Origin of the sequence: Sphingomonas fuzhouensis (assembly GCF_034659795.1) — a bacterium.
Lineage (GTDB): Bacteria > Pseudomonadota > Alphaproteobacteria > Sphingomonadales > Sphingomonadaceae > Sphingomonas > Sphingomonas fuzhouensis.
The window spans coordinates 778555-793936 of the sequence record NZ_JAXSQY010000001.1; the positions used below are offsets into that span (position 1 = coordinate 778555).

The 15382-nt window shown below is 67.3% G+C and carries 16 protein-coding genes and 1 tRNA gene; 7 read left to right on the top strand and 10 right to left on the bottom strand.

The genetic code is table 11. The features are described from left to right. Nucleotides 1-58: 58 nt before the first annotated feature. Nucleotides 59-667 (bottom strand): NAD(P)-dependent oxidoreductase, encoded by a 609-nt coding sequence (locus tag U1H82_RS03655; protein WP_322963555.1) that lies wholly within the window; start codon nt 665-667, stop codon nt 59-61. A 104-nt stretch (nt 668-771) separates the two neighbouring features. Here U1H82_RS03655 and U1H82_RS03660 point away from each other — a divergent pair, with 104 nt between their 5' ends. Next, nucleotides 772-1125, top strand: a complete 354-nt coding sequence (locus U1H82_RS03660; RefSeq protein WP_322963556.1) for a winged helix-turn-helix transcriptional regulator — start codon at nt 772-774, stop codon at nt 1123-1125. An 11-nt stretch (nt 1126-1136) separates the two neighbouring features. Here the strand turns inward: U1H82_RS03660 and U1H82_RS03665 are convergent, their stop codons facing one another. Continuing rightward, nucleotides 1137-2576, bottom strand: coding sequence for an NAD-dependent succinate-semialdehyde dehydrogenase (locus U1H82_RS03665; RefSeq protein ID WP_322963557.1), 1440 nt, complete (start codon nt 2574-2576; stop codon nt 1137-1139). A gap of 243 nt (nt 2577-2819) precedes the next feature. Here U1H82_RS03665 and U1H82_RS03670 point away from each other — a divergent pair, with 243 nt between their 5' ends. From U1H82_RS03670 to U1H82_RS03695, 6 genes are all read left to right on the top strand, one after another. After that, nucleotides 2820-3815, top strand: coding sequence for a sulfate ABC transporter substrate-binding protein (locus U1H82_RS03670; protein ID WP_322963558.1), 996 nt, complete (start codon nt 2820-2822; stop codon nt 3813-3815). A 4-nt stretch (nt 3816-3819) separates the two neighbouring features. Next, nucleotides 3820-4650, top strand: coding sequence for a sulfate ABC transporter permease subunit CysT (gene cysT, locus U1H82_RS03675; protein ID WP_322963559.1), 831 nt, complete (start codon nt 3820-3822; stop codon nt 4648-4650). After that, the gene (gene cysW, locus U1H82_RS03680) at nt 4647-5492 is read left to right on the top strand and encodes a sulfate ABC transporter permease subunit CysW (protein ID WP_322963560.1); all 846 of its coding nucleotides are present in this window, start codon (nt 4647-4649) and stop codon (nt 5490-5492) included. The genes cysT and cysW overlap by 4 nt, the downstream gene beginning before the upstream one ends. Next, the gene (locus tag U1H82_RS03685) at nt 5489-6523 is read left to right on the top strand and encodes a sulfate/molybdate ABC transporter ATP-binding protein (RefSeq protein ID WP_322963561.1); all 1035 of its coding nucleotides are present in this window, start codon (nt 5489-5491) and stop codon (nt 6521-6523) included. The genes cysW and U1H82_RS03685 overlap by 4 nt, the downstream gene beginning before the upstream one ends. 140 nt (nt 6524-6663) lie before the next feature. Next, entirely contained in the window at nt 6664-8043 is a 1380-nt protein-coding gene (locus U1H82_RS03690; RefSeq protein ID WP_322963785.1) for a phospholipase D-like domain-containing protein, read from the top strand. After that, nucleotides 8043-8231: a DUF4169 family protein gene (locus U1H82_RS03695; protein WP_322963562.1), complete on the top strand. Its 189-nt coding sequence runs from the start codon at nt 8043-8045 to the stop codon at nt 8229-8231. Before U1H82_RS03690 ends, U1H82_RS03695 begins: the two co-directional genes overlap by 1 nt. Before the next feature lie 110 nt (nt 8232-8341). On the opposite strand, the gene U1H82_RS03700 is transcribed toward U1H82_RS03695, so the two are convergent. The 8 genes from U1H82_RS03700 to U1H82_RS03735 all read right to left on the bottom strand — a co-directional run bounded on the left by U1H82_RS03700 (nt 8342) and on the right by U1H82_RS03735 (nt 15279). Further along, nucleotides 8342-9013, bottom strand: coding sequence for a spermidine synthase (locus U1H82_RS03700; RefSeq protein WP_322963563.1), 672 nt, complete (start codon nt 9011-9013; stop codon nt 8342-8344). After that, nucleotides 9010-9372, bottom strand: coding sequence for a DUF6481 family protein (locus tag U1H82_RS03705; protein WP_322963564.1), 363 nt, complete (start codon nt 9370-9372; stop codon nt 9010-9012). Before U1H82_RS03705 ends, U1H82_RS03700 begins: the two co-directional genes overlap by 4 nt. A 79-nt stretch (nt 9373-9451) precedes the next feature. Beyond that, a tRNA-Lys gene (locus U1H82_RS03710) sits at nt 9452-9527 on the bottom strand. Nucleotides 9528-9642: 115 nt separating this feature from the next. Then, nucleotides 9643-10755, bottom strand: coding sequence for a rod shape-determining protein RodA (gene rodA / locus U1H82_RS03715; protein WP_322963565.1), 1113 nt, complete (start codon nt 10753-10755; stop codon nt 9643-9645). Then, nucleotides 10752-12821 carry a penicillin-binding protein 2 gene (gene mrdA, locus U1H82_RS03720; RefSeq protein WP_322963566.1) on the bottom strand — a complete coding sequence of 690 codons (2070 nt, stop codon included), beginning with the start codon at nt 12819-12821 and terminating at the stop codon, nt 10752-10754. The genes rodA and mrdA overlap by 4 nt, the downstream gene beginning before the upstream one ends. Nucleotides 12822-12823: 2 nt before the next feature. After that, nucleotides 12824-13348: a rod shape-determining protein MreD gene (gene mreD, locus U1H82_RS03725; RefSeq protein WP_294275431.1), complete on the bottom strand. Its 525-nt coding sequence runs from the start codon at nt 13346-13348 to the stop codon at nt 12824-12826. Further along, nucleotides 13345-14214 (bottom strand): rod shape-determining protein MreC, encoded by an 870-nt coding sequence (locus tag U1H82_RS03730; RefSeq protein ID WP_322963567.1) that lies wholly within the window; start codon nt 14212-14214, stop codon nt 13345-13347. The genes mreD and U1H82_RS03730 overlap by 4 nt, the downstream gene beginning before the upstream one ends. A 24-nt stretch (nt 14215-14238) precedes the next feature. After that, entirely contained in the window at nt 14239-15279 is a 1041-nt protein-coding gene (locus U1H82_RS03735) for a rod shape-determining protein (RefSeq protein ID WP_042482832.1), read from the bottom strand. Nucleotides 15280-15382 lie beyond the last annotated feature (103 nt).

Below are 15382 nucleotides of genomic sequence, written 5' to 3' on the forward strand. Positions count from 1 at the left end.
GTTTTTGACATTTTTCTTGCGGCCGGGCGCGAACCCGCGATCCCGGCCGCGCATTTCCTCAATAGCCGACGGTAAAGCGCTGCCGGATATGGCGCGGCTGCTCGATCTCGTCGGCGAGCGCGATGGCGTAATCCTCGAACGAAATGCTGCTGCCCTGTTCGTTCGACAGAAGCTGGTCGGTGCCCAGCCGGAATTGCCCGGTCCGCTCGCCGGGGACGAACATCGCCGATGGGGACAGGAAGGTCCATTCCAGATCCTCCGCCCCCCGCAACAGGTCGAGAAACGCCGCGCCTGCGCTGGCTTCTGCCTTATATTCCTCGGGGAAGCCGGGCTGGTCGATCAGCCGTTGGCCGGGCGCGACTTCCAGGGTGCCCGCGCCGCCGACGACCAGATAACGCTTCACGCCCGACGCGCGCACGGTGTCGATCAGCTTGGCCGCGTCGGTGGGCAGGAAATGCACCGAGCTGATGACCGCGTCATGCCCGCGCAGCGTCTTGGTGAGCGCGGTCGGGTCGTTCACGTCGCCCGCGACTGGCGTGACGCCGGGCAGGGCGGCGATCCGCGCCGGAGTTCGCGCGATGGCGGTCACGGCGTGGCCGCGATCCGACACTTCCTTCAGGATGCGAGAGCCTGCATTGCCCGAGGCGCCGATCAGGGCGATCTTCATACGCTTTCCTTTCCATGGTCCACTTCGTAGACCATGGGGCTATGCAAAGCCTTTGCTCGCCACAAGACGTCCTTTTCGAGGGACCAGGTCACAACGGCGTGACCATGACGCTGACCGGGGAGGGCGGGTGCCCGATCCGCGATGTGCTGGACCGGATCGGCGATCAGTGGAGCTTGCTCGTCCTCGCCGCGCTGGAGCCGGAGACGCTGCGGTTCAACATGCTGTTGCGGCGGATCGGCGATGTGTCGAAACAGATGCTGTCGCGCACGCTGCGGCGGCTGGAGGAGGACGGCTTCGTCGCGCGGACCGTCTATGCGGAGGTGCCGCCGAGGGTGGAATATTGCCTGACCGATCTGGGGCGGTCGTTCCTGGAGCCGATGCGCGCGCTGATCCGCTGGGCGGACATGCATCAGCCGGAAGTGGAGGCGGCCCGCGCGGCCTATCGCGCGCGGACCTGACCCCATCCCCCTCAGGCGATGTGAACCGCCTTGGTAATCATATGGTTGGCGATGCCTTCGGGGCCGTCTTCCGAACCATAGCCGCTTTCCTTGACCCCGCCGAAGGGCGCATCGCCCCAGCTGAGCCGGACGGTGTTGATCGCGATCATGCCCGCCTCGATCTCGTCGCCCAGCTGGTTCTGGCGGCGGCCATTTTCGGTGAAGCAATACGCTCCCAGGCCGAAGGGCAGGCGGTTCGCCTCGGCGATCGCGTCCTCGGTGGTGGCGAAGGGGCGGATCAGCGCGATCGGGCCGAAGGGCTCTTCGTTCATCGCCTTGGCGTCCAGCGACACATCGGCCAGCACGGTGGGCGCGAAGAAGAAGCCGTCTCCGTCCTTGGCCTCGCCGCCGGTCAGCTTGCGCGCGCCGTTCCGCACCGCATCCTCGATCATCGCGCCGATCGCTTCCGGACGGCGGGGATTGGCCATCGGGCCCATCTGCGTGTCCGACGACAGGCCGTCACCGATCTTCAGCGCGGCGGCGCGCTCGGCAAAGCCCTTGGCGAAGCGCTCATAAATGCCCTCCTGCACATGGAAGCGGGTGGGGGCGACGCAGACCTGGCCCGCATTGCGGAACTTGTGGGTGACCAGGATGTCGAGCGTTTTGTCGAGATCGCAATCGTCGAAGACCAGCACCGGGCCATGACCGCCCAGCTCCATGGTCGACTTCATCACCGTATCGGCGGCCAGCTTCAGCAGATGCTTGCCGACCGGCACCGATCCGGTGAAGCTGAGCTTGCGGGTGACCGGCGAGGCGAGCAGATGGCGCGACACCGCGTCGGGCACGCCGAAGACGAGCTGCGCCACATCGCCCGGAAGCCCTGCATCCTGGAAACAGCGCAGGATGGCGATGGCGCTGGCGGGCGTTTCCTCGCTGGGCTTCAGGATGACCGAGCAGCCGGCGGCGATGGCGGGCGACAGCTTGCGCACCGGGTTCATGACGGGGAAGTTCCAGGCGCAGAAGGCCGCGACCGGCCCGACCGGCTGGTGCAGGACCAACGAGCGGGTGCCGGTGGGGCGTGGCAGGACGCGGCCATAGATACGCACCGCCTCACCGGCATGGAAATCGAGCAGCGCGGCGGTGGCGGCAACCTCGCCGCGCGCCTCGACGATCGGCTTGCCCTCTTCGATGGTGGCGAGGCGGGCGAGATCCTCGGCACGCTCGCGGACCAGCGCGGCGGTACGGTGGAGGACAGCGGCGCGCTCCTGCGGCGCGGTCTTGCGCCATAACTCGAACCCGCGCGCGGCGGCCTCCAACGCGCGGTCCATGTCGGCGACGGTCGCCAGCGGCAGGTCGCCCAGCGGCTGGCCGGTCGCGGGGTTCAGCACGGCCTGCGTGTCGCGCCCCTCCGCGCCCAGCCATTCGCCTGCGATATACAGGCCGGTCTTCACGTCGAAATTCGGGGCGGTCATGCGCGTCCTTTCCAAATGGGGTGAGGGGGTTATCCGGGCGGGAGATCGGCCCTGTCCGCCGCCGATGCAAGGTCGGACACGGCCGGAACGGGCATCCGTCGGGATCGAGGGAGCAAAAGCAGGGCTTTGTGCGTCCCAAGCTTTACGGCATTTCCTATCGGGGGGATCGAGATAGGTTACGCGCCGAAACGAAAGGGACAGGTCCAGATGCGAGCACCATTTCCGGCCATGATGGCCGCCTTGATGATCGGGACGGTTGGCCTGTCCGGCTGTTCGGGCGGGGGCAGCGGCAAAGGCTCGGTTGAGCTGCTGAACGTCAGCTATGATCCGACCCGCGAGCTGTACAAGGACGTCAATGCCGCCTTCGCCAAGCAATGGAAGGCCAAGACCGGCCAGACCGTCTCGTTCCGTATGAGCCATGGCGGATCGGGCAAGCAGTCGCGCTCGGTGATCGACGGCCTGTCGGCGGATGTGGTGACGCTGGCGCTCGCCTATGACATCGACGCCATTGCCGAGCGGGCCAAGCTGCTGCCCGCCAACTGGCAGACGCGCCTCCCGGACAATAGTTCGCCCTATACCTCGACCATCGTGTTCCTGGTGCGCAAGGGCAATCCCAAGGGCATTCGCGACTGGGGCGATCTGGTGAAGCCGGGCGTCCAGGTCATCACGCCGAGCCCCAAGACCAGCGGCGGCGCGCGGTGGAATTTCCTGGCGGCGTGGGCCTATGGCAAGAAGGCGGGCGGATCGGATGCGGCGGCGCAGAAATATGTCGCCGACCTTTATTCTCATGTGCCGGTGCTGGACTCCGGCGCGCGCGGGGCGACCACGACCTTTGTCGAGCGTGGTCTGGGCGATGTCCTGATCGCCTGGGAGAATGAGGCGCTGTTGTCCGAGAAGGAACTGGGCGCGGGCAAGTTCGACATCGTCGTGCCCTCCATCTCGATCCTGGCCGAGCCGCCGGTCGCCGTGGTCGACGCCAATGCCAAGGCGCATGGCACCGAGCAGGTCGCGACCGAATATCTGAAGTTCCTCTACACGCCCGAAGGGCAGGAGATCGTCGCGCGCAACTTCTATCGCCCGCGCGACCAGGCGGTGCTGGCGAAATATGCGGCGACCTTCCCCAAGCTGGACATGGTGACGATCAAGGATTTCGGCGGCTGGGGCGCGGCGCAGAAGCGGTTCTTTGCCGATGGCGGTGTGTTCGACGCCATCTATGGCGGCCAGGCCAAGCGGCGCTGATCGCATGAGGGTTGGAAAGCGCCGCTCGGCGCTGCCGGGCTTTGGCCTGACCATGGGGATGACCCTGTTCTGGCTGGGGCTGGTCGTGTTGGTGCCATTGTCGGCGCTGGTCATCCGGGCGGCGGGCATGGGTTGGGAAGGCTTTGCGGCGGTCGGGCTGTCGCCGCGCGCACTGGCCGCCTATCGGTTGAGCTTCGGCGCGGCCCTGGCAGCGGCGGCGGTCAATGCGGTGTTCGGGCTGCTGATCGCCTGGATACTTGTCCGCTATGAGTTTCCCGGCAAGAAGCTGATCGATGCGGCGGTCGACCTGCCCTTCGCCCTGCCGACGGCGGTGGCCGGTATCGCGCTGGTATCGCTCTATTCGGACAATGGCTGGGTGGGGTCGTTGCTGGCGCCCCTGGGGATCAAGGTCGCCTATACGCCGCTGGGCGTGACGATCGCGTTGGTTTTCATCGGCTTGCCCTTCATCGTTCGCTCGGTTCAGCCGGTTCTGGCGGACCTGGGTCGCGATGTGGAGGAGGCGGCCGCGACCCTGGGTGCCACGCGGCGGCAGACCTTCGCGCATGTCATCCTGCCCGCCATCGCGCCCGCCCTGCTGACCGGCTTTGCGCTCGCCTTTGCGCGCGGGGTCGGCGAATATGGCTCGATCATCTTCATCGCGGGCAACATGCCCTTCAAGTCGGAGATCGCACCGCTGCTCATCATCACCCAGCTCGAACAGTTCGACTATGACGGCGCGACGGCCATCGCCTGCGTCATGCTGGTCCTGTCCTTTGCGATGCTGTTATTCGTCAACCTGCTCCAGGCGTGGCGGGCCAAGCGGGGGACGCGATGAGCGGTTCCAACCCCACCACGATCGAAAGCCCCTGGGCGCGGCGGGCGCTGATCGGCGTCGGCTTCCTGTTCCTGGCGCTGTTCCTGTTCCTTCCGCTTATCATGGTGTTCGCCGGTGCCTTTGCGAAGGGATGGCAGGTCTTTCTCGACGCGCTGGTCGATCCCGATGCGGTGGCCGCGATCCGGCTGACCCTGTTGGTCGCGGCCATTTCGGTGCCGATCAACGCGGTGTTCGGGGTGGCGGCGTCCTGGGCCATCGCCAAGTTCGACTTTCGCGGGAAAAGCCTGCTGATCTCGCTGATCGACCTGCCTTTTTCGGTGTCGCCGGTGGTGTCGGGGCTGGTCTTCGTCCTGTTGTTCGGGGCGCAGGGCTGGCTGGGGCCATGGCTGACCGAGCATGGCGTGCGGATCATCTTCGCGGTGCCCGGCATCGTATTGGCGACGGTCTTCGTCACCTTTCCCTTTGTGGCGCGCGAACTGATCCCGCTGATGGCCGAGCAGGGGCGCGACGACGAGGAAGCGGCGCGGTCGCTGGGGGCGAGCGGGTGGCAGACCTTCTGGCATGTCACCCTGCCCAATATCCGTTGGGGGCTGCTCTATGGCGTGCTGCTGTGCAATGCCCGCGCGATGGGGGAGTTCGGCGCGGTGTCGGTCGTGTCGGGGCATATCCGCGGGCTGACCAACACCATGCCGCTGCATGTCGAGATCCTGTACAATGAATATGACTTTGTCGGCGCATTCGCGGTGGCGTCTCTGCTCGCCTCGCTCGCGCTGGTGACGTTGGGAGTGAAGACCGTGCTGGAATGGCGTTTCGGCATCCACCGGGCGGGAGCCGCGAATTGAGCATCACTGTCGAGAATATCTCCCGCCGTTTCGGGGGCTTTACCGCGCTGGACCGGGTGTCGCTGGAGACCAGGCCCGGCGAGTTCCTGGCGCTGCTCGGGCCGTCGGGATCGGGCAAGACGACGCTGCTCCGGACCATCGCGGGGCTGGACTTCGCCGATGAGGGTCATGTCCTGTTCGACGGGCAGGACATGACCGGCACCCCCGCGACCGAGCGGCGGATCGGCTTCGTCTTCCAGAATTACGCGCTGTTCCGCCATATGACGGTCGCGCAGAACATCGCCTTCGGCCTGACGGTGCGCAAGCGGCGCGACCGGCCCGCCAAGGCGGCGATCGCGGCCAAGGTCGCCGAGCTGCTCGCGCTGATCCAATTGCCCGACCTCGGCGACCGCTATCCGGCGCAGTTGTCGGGCGGCCAGCGGCAACGTGTGGCACTGGCCCGCGCGCTGGCGATCGAGCCGCGCCTGCTGCTGCTCGACGAGCCCTTCGGCGCGCTCGACGCGCAGGTGCGCAAGGATTTGCGGAGCTGGCTGCGGCGTATCCATGACGAGACGGGGCTGACCTCGATCTTCGTGACGCACGATCAGGAAGAGGCGCTGGAGATCGCCGACCGGATCGTCGTGATGCGCGGCGGCGTGATCGAGCAGGTCGGCACGCCCGACGAGGTGCAGCGCGCGCCCGCCACCGCCTTCGTCTCCTCCTTCATCGGCGAGACCAACCGCTTGGCCGTCACCCGGCGCGACGGTGCAGCGGTGGTGGGTGAGGGGCTGGCGACGTTGGCCGACGACGCGCGTGGGGACGGGGCGGGGGAGGTCCATATCCGGCCGCACGACGTGGAACGCGCCGAACCGGGTAATGCCGACGCGCTATCGGTCACGGTGCTCACCAGCCGCCCCATCGGTCGGTCGCGCCGGATCACGGCGGCGCTGGCCGGGGTGGCCGAGCCGCTGACCTTCGACCTGCCCGTCGCGGTCGAGGCGGCGCCGGGCGAACGCCTGTCGATCCGTCCGGTCCGCTACCGGATTTTCTGACGCGATTTCCGGCTTGTCGATGGTTCCACCCCTTTTCGCCATTTGCCAGCGCCGGGCACTCCGGGCATGAGGCGGCGGCAAAGGGGAGATCGTCGTTGAAGGTCGGACAGGAATGCTGGCGGATCGAGCAGGCGGACCGGATGGCGGTCATCGTCGATGCCGAACGCTATTTCCGGATGGCGCGCCGCGCGATGCTGAATGCCCGGCGGCAGATCCTGCTGATCGGCTGGGATTTCGACGCGCGCATCGTGCTCGACCATGACGAAGCGCCGGGCGAGACGGTCGGCGACTTCATCTACTCACTGGTTCAGCGCCAGCCGGACCTGGAGATATTCCTCCTCCGCTGGGACACCGGCGCGATCAAGTCGCTGTTCCGGGGCAAGACCTTCTTCACCGTCATGAAGTGGATGGCGCATCCGCGCATCCATACCAAGCTCGACGGCCATCATCCGATCGCCGCGTCGCATCATCAGAAGATCGTCATCATCGACGACCAACTCGCCTTTTGCGGCGGCATCGACATGACCAGCGAGCGTTGGGACACGCGCGAACACCGCGACAAGGACCCCGGTCGCAAACGGCCCGGCGGTCAGCCCTATAAGCCCTGGCACGATGCGATCAGCGCAGTCGAGGGTCCGGTGACCCATGCGCTGGGCGAGCTGTTCCGCGAACGCTGGCACGCCGCCGGGGGCAAGCCCATGGGGCCTGCGGTGCCGGGCGCGAGCTGCTGGCCCGAGGGGCTGGAGCCCGACTTCGTCGACCAGCCCGTCGCGATCGCGCGGACCATGCCCGAGATGGACGATCAGACGCCGGTTCACGAAAACGAAGCGCTGTTCCTCGCTCAAATCGCGCGGGCCGAGCGTTATATCTATATCGAGAGCCAGTATTTCGCCTCGCGCCGGGTGGCCGAGGCGATTGCGCGGCGGCTCGATGACGAAAACGGGCCGGAGTTCGTCATCATCAATCCGCTGACCGCGCAAGGCTGGCTGGAGCCGATCGCGATGGACACGGCGCGGGCGCGGCTGGTCGAGGCGCTACGGCGGCGCGATCGGCATGGGCGTTTCCGGCTCTATCATCCCTTCACCACGGCGGGCGAGCCGATCTATTGCCATGCCAAGATCCTGATCGCCGACGACCGCGTGTTCCGGCTGGGCTCGTCGAACCTCAACAACCGGTCGATGCGGCTGGATACCGAATGCGACCTGGCGATCGCGGTCGAGCCGGGCAGTGCGACCGGGCAGCGGATCGCGGCGATTCGCGACGATCTGCTCGCCGAACATCTGGGCGTGGCTCAAAAGGTGGTTGAGGATACGGTCGCGCGGACCGGCTCGCTGATCGCGGCGGTCGAGCTGTTGCGCCGGGCCGAGGGGCGGAGCCTGCGCCCCTATGAGGTGCCCGACCTGTCGAGCGTCGAGGAATGGCTGGCCGACAACGAAGTGCTCGACCCCGAAGGGCCGGATGAGATGTTCGAGGCGTTCAGCCAGCGCAAGGGGCTGTTCCGGCGGCTGCGGCGGCGCTGATGGGGGACGTCGTCAACTTCCGTCAGGCGCGCAAAGGGCTGGTTCGTAAGGCAGCCGAGCAGCAGGCGGCGGAGAACCGGGCGAAGTTCGGCCGGACCAAGGCCGAGAAGCAGCGGGATGCGGTGGAGCAGGAGCGGCTGCGTAAGGAACTGGACGGAGCCAAGCGGGACCCAATTCCTCCCCTGTAAGGGGAGGGGGACCATGCGCAGCATGGTCGAGGGGTGTCACGCTCTTGATAGGGTAACACCCCTCCGTCGCGCTTTCGCGCGCCCCCCCCTTGCAGGGGAGGAATGGGATTTCAGCGCGGCGTCGCGAACCAAATGGTATGGGTCGCGCCCTTGCCATTCTCGCGGGCACGGACCTTCACCTCGTCGACCAGGAACCCCGCCCGCGACAGCCTCCGGGTGAACACCGGATCGGGCGCGGCCGACCAGATCGCCAGCACGCCGCCGGGTCGCAATGCGACGCGCGCCTCGTCCAACCCCCGGTTGGAATAAAGCCCGTCATTGGCCGGACGGGTCAGCCCGTCGGGGCCATTGTCGACATCGAGCAGGATCGCGTCATACGTACCCCGTCCTGCATAGATCGCATTGCCGACATCGCCCATCGCCAGCGTGACGCGCGGATCGTCCAGGCACCCGGCGGTCAGCTCGGCCATCGGCCCGCGTGCCCATTCGATGATGCCGGGGACGAGTTCGGCCACCGTCACCCGCGCGTCGCGGCCCAGCCGGGCCAGCACGGCACGCAGCGTGAAGCCCATGCCATAGCCACCGATCAGCAGATGCGGCGCATTGCGTCCGCCCAGCCGGTCGCAGGTCATCGTGCCCAGCGCCACTTCCGAGCCGCTCATCCGCGTGCTCATCAGCTCGTTGCGGTCGAGCACGATCATGAAGTCCTTGCCCCGGCGGAACAGCCGCAGGGGCTCGCCGCCCGGCACCTCCGCGATGCCCAGCAGCTCGCGCGGGGTCACTTGCCCTGACGCGCCTTGCGAGCGGCGTAGCGGGCGTCGCGCGCGGCCTTCAGCTCGGCGGCGGTGGGGACCACCGGCGGGCGTGCGGCGGCGGCAGCGGCCTCGGCGGCGGCGTCCGCCTCGGCCTTCGCCTTGGCGCGGGCTTCCTCACGGGCGGCCTTTTCCTGCTCGATCGCGGCCTTGTGGGCGGCGCGGCGCTCGGCCTCGGCGGCTTCCTTGGCTTCGCGCGCGGCGGCGCGGGCGGCGACGACCGCAGGGTCGGGCGCGGCCTTGTTGCGCAACTTTTCGAGCGCGGCGGCCTTGGCGTCGCGCGAGGCCGATGCGCGATCGGCGAAACCGGGAACCTTATATCCTGCCATCAATCCTTCATCCCGCTGGAGGGCTATGGAGAGCCCAATGCACAACGGCCCCGCATCGCTGCAGGGCCGTTGGAGAAACTGGTGGACGCACTTGGGCTCGAACCAAGGACCCGCTGATTAAGAGTCAGCTGCTCTACCAACTGAGCTATGCGTCCGTTCGTCACGCTCGTCAGGCCGTCCGGCGGCCCGCCTCGTGATCGGGAGGCGCGCCTTTAGCACTGCTCCTGCGCTTTGCAAATGGTTTTTGCGGCAGCGCGGCGATTTTTTGGCCTACCATCGCGCCGCGCGCCGGTTCTCGCGGTCGATCGCCATCAGGATGCCCAGGCACAGCAGCACCGTCATCTGCGACGATCCGCCATAGCTGACCAGGGGCAGGGGAATGCCGACCACCGGGGCCAAGCCCATCACCATCATCAGGTTGACCATGACATAGATGAAGATGGTCGTGGACAACCCCGCCGCGGTCAGCCGGGCAAAGCGCGTCTGCGCCGCCTGCGCCACGTTCAGGCCCCAGCGGATGACGAGGATGAAGGCCAGGATCAGGAAGCAGCCGCCGACCAGCCCCCATTCCTCCGCCATGGTGGCGAAGACGAAGTCGGTATGTCCCTCGGGCAGATAGTCGAGATGGCTCTGCGTGCCGTTCAGGAACCCCTTGCCCCAGATGCCACCCGATCCGATCGCGATCTTGGACTGGCTGATATGATAGCCGGTGCCCAGCGGATCGCTTTCGGGATCGAGGAAGATCAGCACGCGGTTGCGCTGATAGTCGTGCAGCACGAAATTGACGGCCAGCGGGGCCGCGACCGCCAGCGCCATCGCGCCGCCGATGAACAGGCGTAAGGGTACGCCCGCCAGGAACATGACGGTCGCACCGCCCGCACAGATCATCAGCGCGGTCCCCAGGTCGGGCTGCTTCATGACGAGGATGGCGGGCACCGCGATCATCGCCGCGACCGGCCATATGCCGGAGAAACGCCGCGTCTCGGCAGGGGGCATCAATTCATAGAAACGCGCTGCACCGAGAACGATGAACAGCTTCATCAACTCGGAGGGCTGGAGCCGGATGAAGCCGACGTCCAGCCATCGCTGGCTGCCCCCGCGCACCGCGCCGAGCAGTTCGACCAGCACCAGCGCGACGACCAGGATCAGATAGCCCGGCATCGCGATCCGTCGCCACAGGTCGAGCGGCAAGCGCGACAGCACCAGCGATCCCGCGAGCAGGACGAAGAAGCGCACGCCTTGCGGCTTGGCCCAGGGGGTCAGCGATCCGCCCGCCGCCGAATAGAGGACGACCAGTCCGAAACAGCCGATGGCCGTGACGAGCAGGATGACGCGCCAGGGTAGCTGGGCGATGGGTTCGGGGATGATGCGGGGGCCGCTCATGGATTGGGGTCCGCCACATCATCGGGATCGGTTTCGCGCGTGGCCATCGCCTCGGCCTGCGCATCGGAGACGTTGGTCGCGGCCTCGACGGCGGGCGCGTCGGTGGCGGCGCCGGCATCGGTCTTGGTCGCGGCGGCGGCGGGCTGGGGCGAATGCGCCGCGCGGTAGGCGGCTTCCTCGGCCCGCATCCGGGTGGCGATGTCGCCGCCCCAGGTCGGCTCACCTTCCGCCAACGACGCCAGCGCCCGGTTGCGGTCGAACAGATAGGTCATGATGTCGCGGCCGATCAGCGGCGCGTCGAGATTGCGCACGGTATGGCCGTTATGCTCCAGCACCACGGAAATGGCATATCGTGGGTTGTCGGCGGGGGCGAAGCCGACGAACAGGGCGTGGTCGCGCAGCTTGAAGGGAAGCTGTCCGTTCTTCAGTACGCCCGTGCTGCGCCGCTCGGCCATGGTGATGCGGCGAACCTGCGCGGTGCCGGTCTTGGCCGCCAGCGAAACGCCGGGCACCCGCATTCGCGCCGCGCCGCCGGTGCCGCCCTGGTTGACCACGCCGAACATCGCATCGCGCACGATCGCCAGATGCTCGGAGGCGACGGGCAGGGCGGGGGCGTCGAGATGGACCTGATGCGCAAGCAGGCTGGGCTCCAGATGCCGACCCGAGGCCAGCCGCGCCGCCATCACCGCCAGCTGCAAGGGATTGGCCAGCACATAGCCTTGCCCGATCGACGCGTTCAGGCCGTCGGCGATCGTCCACTTCTTCTTGTATTTCCGTAGTTTCCACTCAGGGTCTGGCACGGTGCCGTAACGCTGGGTGCTGAGCGGCATGTCGAATTTCTGACCCAGCCCGACCATCCGGGCGATCGGTGCGATCCGGTCATAACCCATGCGCCGGATCATCTCGTAGAAATAGATGTCGCAGCTCTGCTCGATCGCGCCCTTCAGGTTGAGCGCGCCGTGCCCGCCCCGCTTGTGGCAGTGGAAGACGCCGGTGCCGACCCGCATCGCGCCGGTGCACAACACCCGGTCGTTCGCGCCGACGCCCGCTTCCAGAAGCGCAAGGCCGTTCATCGGCTTGACCGTCGAGCCCGGCGGATAGAGCCCCTGCGTCACCTTGTTCATCAGGGGCACATGGTCGTTTTCCGACAGCATCGCCCATTCGAGATGGCTGATCCCGTCCGAGAAGCTGTTGGGGTCATAGGCGGGCATCGACACCATCGCCAGCGTCTCGCCGGTGCGGCAGTCGAGCACCACCGCCGAACCCGAATTGGTGCCCAGGCGGCGCGCGGCATATTCCTGCAACCCCGCATCGATGGTCAGGCGGATGTTGCGGCCGGGCGTATCGGGACGGGTGGCGAGTTCGGCGACGACCTTGCCCCGCGCGGTCACTTCGACGCGCTTGGCGCCGGGCTTGCCGCGCAGATACTTCTCCAGCATCTTTTCCAGCCCGTCCTTGCCCAGCTTGAAGCCGGGGGTGACGAGCAACTGGTCGTGAGTCGCCTTGAACTGTTCGGCGGTGGGCGTGCCGACATAGCCGGTCAGATGCGCGACCGCAGGTCCGGCCGGGTAGAAGCGCGCAAAGCCCCGCGTCGGCTGCACGCCGGGCAGCTCGGGCAGGCGGACGCTGACCGCCGCGAAGCGTTCCCAGTCCAGCCGCTCGGCGACCTGCACCGGCTGGAACCCGGCGGCATGTTCCAGGTCGAGGCGGATGCGGTTCATCGCCTCGTCGTCCAGCTTCAGGATCTGGCGGAGCAAGGCGAGGACGCGATCCTTGTCCTCCAGCCGGTCTGGGATGATGTCGACGCGGAAGTCGGTGCGGTTGTTGGCGATGGGCACGCCATGCCGATCGATCAGCCAGCCACGGCGCGGCGGGATCATCGTCGTGTTGACGCGATTGCTCTCGGAGAGAAGATTATACTTCTCGTTCTGCGCGATCGACAGCCACGCCATCCGCCCGGCCAGCAACAGCCCGACGCCCGCCTGCGCCGTGCCCAGCACAAAGGCGCGGCGCGAGAAGCTATAGGCCTGTGCGGCCTCGGTCATGATCCGCCCCTGGCGTTCCATGGTCAGGCCCCTACCTCATTTCGGCCGCGTTTGCGATCGATCCAGGCGACCAGCCGCGTCGCCATGGGGAAAAGCAGGATGGTGATGGCGATCTGGATGACCAGCGGCGCGTCGACCTGCGCTCCCACCGGCACCGCCAGAAACCGCCCGGCGATCAGGCAGAAGGCGATGGCGCCGCTGGCGATCAGCCAGTCCTGCCAGAAATCGCGGAACACCAGCCGATGCTCGAATAGATCAATGGCGAGCGAGGTCAGCGACCAGAGCAGCATCGCCGACCCCAAAGGCTGACCCGACACCAGATCGTCGAACAGCCCCAGCGGCGCCGCGGCCCAGAGCCGCAGCGCGAACCGCGCGACCAGCCGCCAGGCGAGCAGCATCAACAGCCCCATCGGCGGCTGCAGGGGCACGATCGCCACCACCGGTACGATGGCAGTCAGCGATCCGGCCATCACGGTCAGCCACGGCAGCGCACGGGCGCGGGCGGGGGGCAGTCCGGGGTCGAAGGGATTATAGGTGTCGAGGGTCACGGCCGGGGTGCCGGCGCTGATGGCGGCATCGGCATGAAGGCGCGCTGAACGATCGCGAAATCCAGCGTGTCGGGATGGATGAAGGGCCGCGCCACCGCCACGTCGCCGCCATCGGCCTGGACGCGCGCGACGGGAATATTGGGGGCATAGAGGCCGCCGGTCCCTGAGGTGACGAACAGGTCGCCCTTGCCCAGCCGGACATTGGTGTTGACCGAGCGGACGTCGAGCGTCCCGTCGCCGCGTCCGACCGCGATGGCGGGCATGCCGTCGCGGGTGCGCCGGACCGGCACGATACTCTCGGGGTCGGTCAGCAGCAGCACGCGCGCGGCGGCGGGGCCCGCCTCGGTCACGCGACCGATCAGCCCTTCGGGCCCGCGCACCGCCATGCCGGGGGTCACGCCCTGCCAGCGGCCTGCGTTCAACAGTGCGAAGCGGCGGCCGCTGGACCCTGTGGAACTCACCAGTCGCGCGGTCGTGACTGTATCGGGCGTGCGATCACGCACCGCCAGCAGCGTGCGCAGGCGACGATTGTCATAGGCGATCGTCCGCGCGGTCAGCAGGATTTTACGCGACTGCTCCAGCTCCGCGCGCAGACGCTCGTTTTCGGAATGGACGAAGAAATAATGGCCGATCGTGTCGGGCACGCCGCTGACCGCGTCCGCGACCGCGACGAACGCGCCTGAAATAGGCGCGGTCACGCTGCCCAGCGTCATGCGCAACGCGCCGAAGGCGGGCGGGTTGAAGGTCGATGCGACAAGCAGCACCGCCCCCACCACCGCACCCGCCACCGCGAGCACATAGGCCAGGAAAGCTCCATATTGCCGCCGTCGCGAGAAACCGGTGCGACGGTCGCGGGCGGGCGCCATGCGCCGGTCCCCTTATGCTGGAGGTTAGCCGTTCAGCAGGACGCCGCGATACATCGGGTCTTCCAGCGCACGGCCGGTGCCCAGCGCCACGCAGGTCAGCGGATCTTCCGCCACCGTCACCGGTAGGCCGGTTTCGTCGCGCAGCACCTCGTCCAACCCTTCGAGCAGCGCGCCGCCGCCGGTCAGGACGATGCCCTGGTCGACGATGTCGGCGGCCAGTTCGGGCGCGGTATTCTCCAGGGCGACACGGACGCCTTCGACGATGGTCGCGACCGGCTCGGACAGCGCTTCGGCAATCTGGCCCTGGTTGATCTGGATTTCCTTGGGCACCCCGTTGACGAGGTCGCGGCCCTTGATCTGGATCGTCACGCCGATGCCGTCCGCCGGGGGACGTGCGATGCCGACTTCCTGCTTGATCCGCTCGGCCGTGGCTTCGCCGATCAGCAGGTTGTGGTTGCGGCGAACGTAAGAGACGATCGACTCGTCCATCTTGTCGCCGCCGACACGCACGCTCGTCGTATAGGCGAGGCCACGCAGCGACAGCACCGCGACTTCGGTCGTGCCGCCGCCGATATCGACGACCATCGAGCCGATCGGCTCGGTGACGGGCATATCGGCGCCGATCGCGGCAGCCATCGGCTCCTCGATCAGGAAGACCTGGCTGGCTCCTGCGTTCGAGGCAGCGTCACGGATCGCGCGGCGCTCGACCTTGGTCGAGCCCGAGGGCACGCAGATCACGATTTCCGGCCAGCGCGCGAACTTGCGGGGGCCGTGCACCTTCAGGATGAAGTGCTTGATCATCTGTTCGGCGACATCGATGTCCGCGATCACGCCGTCGCGAAGCGGGCGGATCGCCTCGATATTGCCCGGCGTCTTGCCCATCATCAGCTTGGCGTCGTCGCCGACCGCCTTCACGCGCTTGATGCCGTTGATCGTCTCGACCGCGACGACGGACGGTTCGTTCAGCACGATGCCGCGTCCGCGGACATAGACCACGGTGTTCGCGGTGCCGAGGTCGATCGCCATGTCTTGCGACATGAATTTCAGGAAGCGGGGAAGGGGCATCGAGACTATCGTTCCGTCTATGGACCGGGTGGGCGTGGACTCATATCCCGAACCGCCGCCAAGAGCCGTCCCAAGAGCCTTCAAAGGCACCTGCACCGTCATT

Bases quoted from the DNA above. Each gene is read 5' to 3' on its own strand.
- U1H82_RS03705 (WP_322963564.1), bottom strand. From the start codon at position 9,372: ATGGCAGGATATAAGGTTCCCGGTTTCGCCGATCGCGCATCGGCCTCG.
- U1H82_RS03695 (WP_322963562.1), top strand. From the start codon at position 8,043: ATGGGGGACGTCGTCAACTTCCGTCAGGCGCGCAAAGGGCTGGTTCGT.
- cysW (WP_322963560.1), top strand. From the start codon at position 4,647: ATGAGCGGTTCCAACCCCACCACGATCGAAAGCCCCTGGGCGCGGCGG.
- U1H82_RS03735 (WP_042482832.1), bottom strand. From the start codon at position 15,279: ATGCCCCTTCCCCGCTTCCTGAAATTCATGTCGCAAGACATGGCGATC.
- mrdA (WP_322963566.1), bottom strand. From the start codon at position 12,821: ATGGAACGCCAGGGGCGGATCATGACCGAGGCCGCACAGGCCTATAGC.
- U1H82_RS03670 (WP_322963558.1), top strand. From the start codon at position 2,820: ATGATCGGGACGGTTGGCCTGTCCGGCTGTTCGGGCGGGGGCAGCGGC.
- U1H82_RS03660 (WP_322963556.1), top strand. From the start codon at position 772: ATGACGCTGACCGGGGAGGGCGGGTGCCCGATCCGCGATGTGCTGGAC.
- rodA (WP_322963565.1), bottom strand. From the start codon at position 10,755: ATGAGCGGCCCCCGCATCATCCCCGAACCCATCGCCCAGCTACCCTGG.
- U1H82_RS03655 (WP_322963555.1), bottom strand. From the start codon at position 667: ATGAAGATCGCCCTGATCGGCGCCTCGGGCAATGCAGGCTCTCGCATC.
- U1H82_RS03730 (WP_322963567.1), bottom strand. From the start codon at position 14,214: ATGGCGCCCGCCCGCGACCGTCGCACCGGTTTCTCGCGACGGCGGCAA.
- cysT (WP_322963559.1), top strand. From the start codon at position 3,820: ATGAGGGTTGGAAAGCGCCGCTCGGCGCTGCCGGGCTTTGGCCTGACC.
- U1H82_RS03690 (WP_322963785.1), top strand. From the start codon at position 6,664: ATGGCGGTCATCGTCGATGCCGAACGCTATTTCCGGATGGCGCGCCGC.
- U1H82_RS03665 (WP_322963557.1), bottom strand. From the start codon at position 2,576: ATGACCGCCCCGAATTTCGACGTGAAGACCGGCCTGTATATCGCAGGC.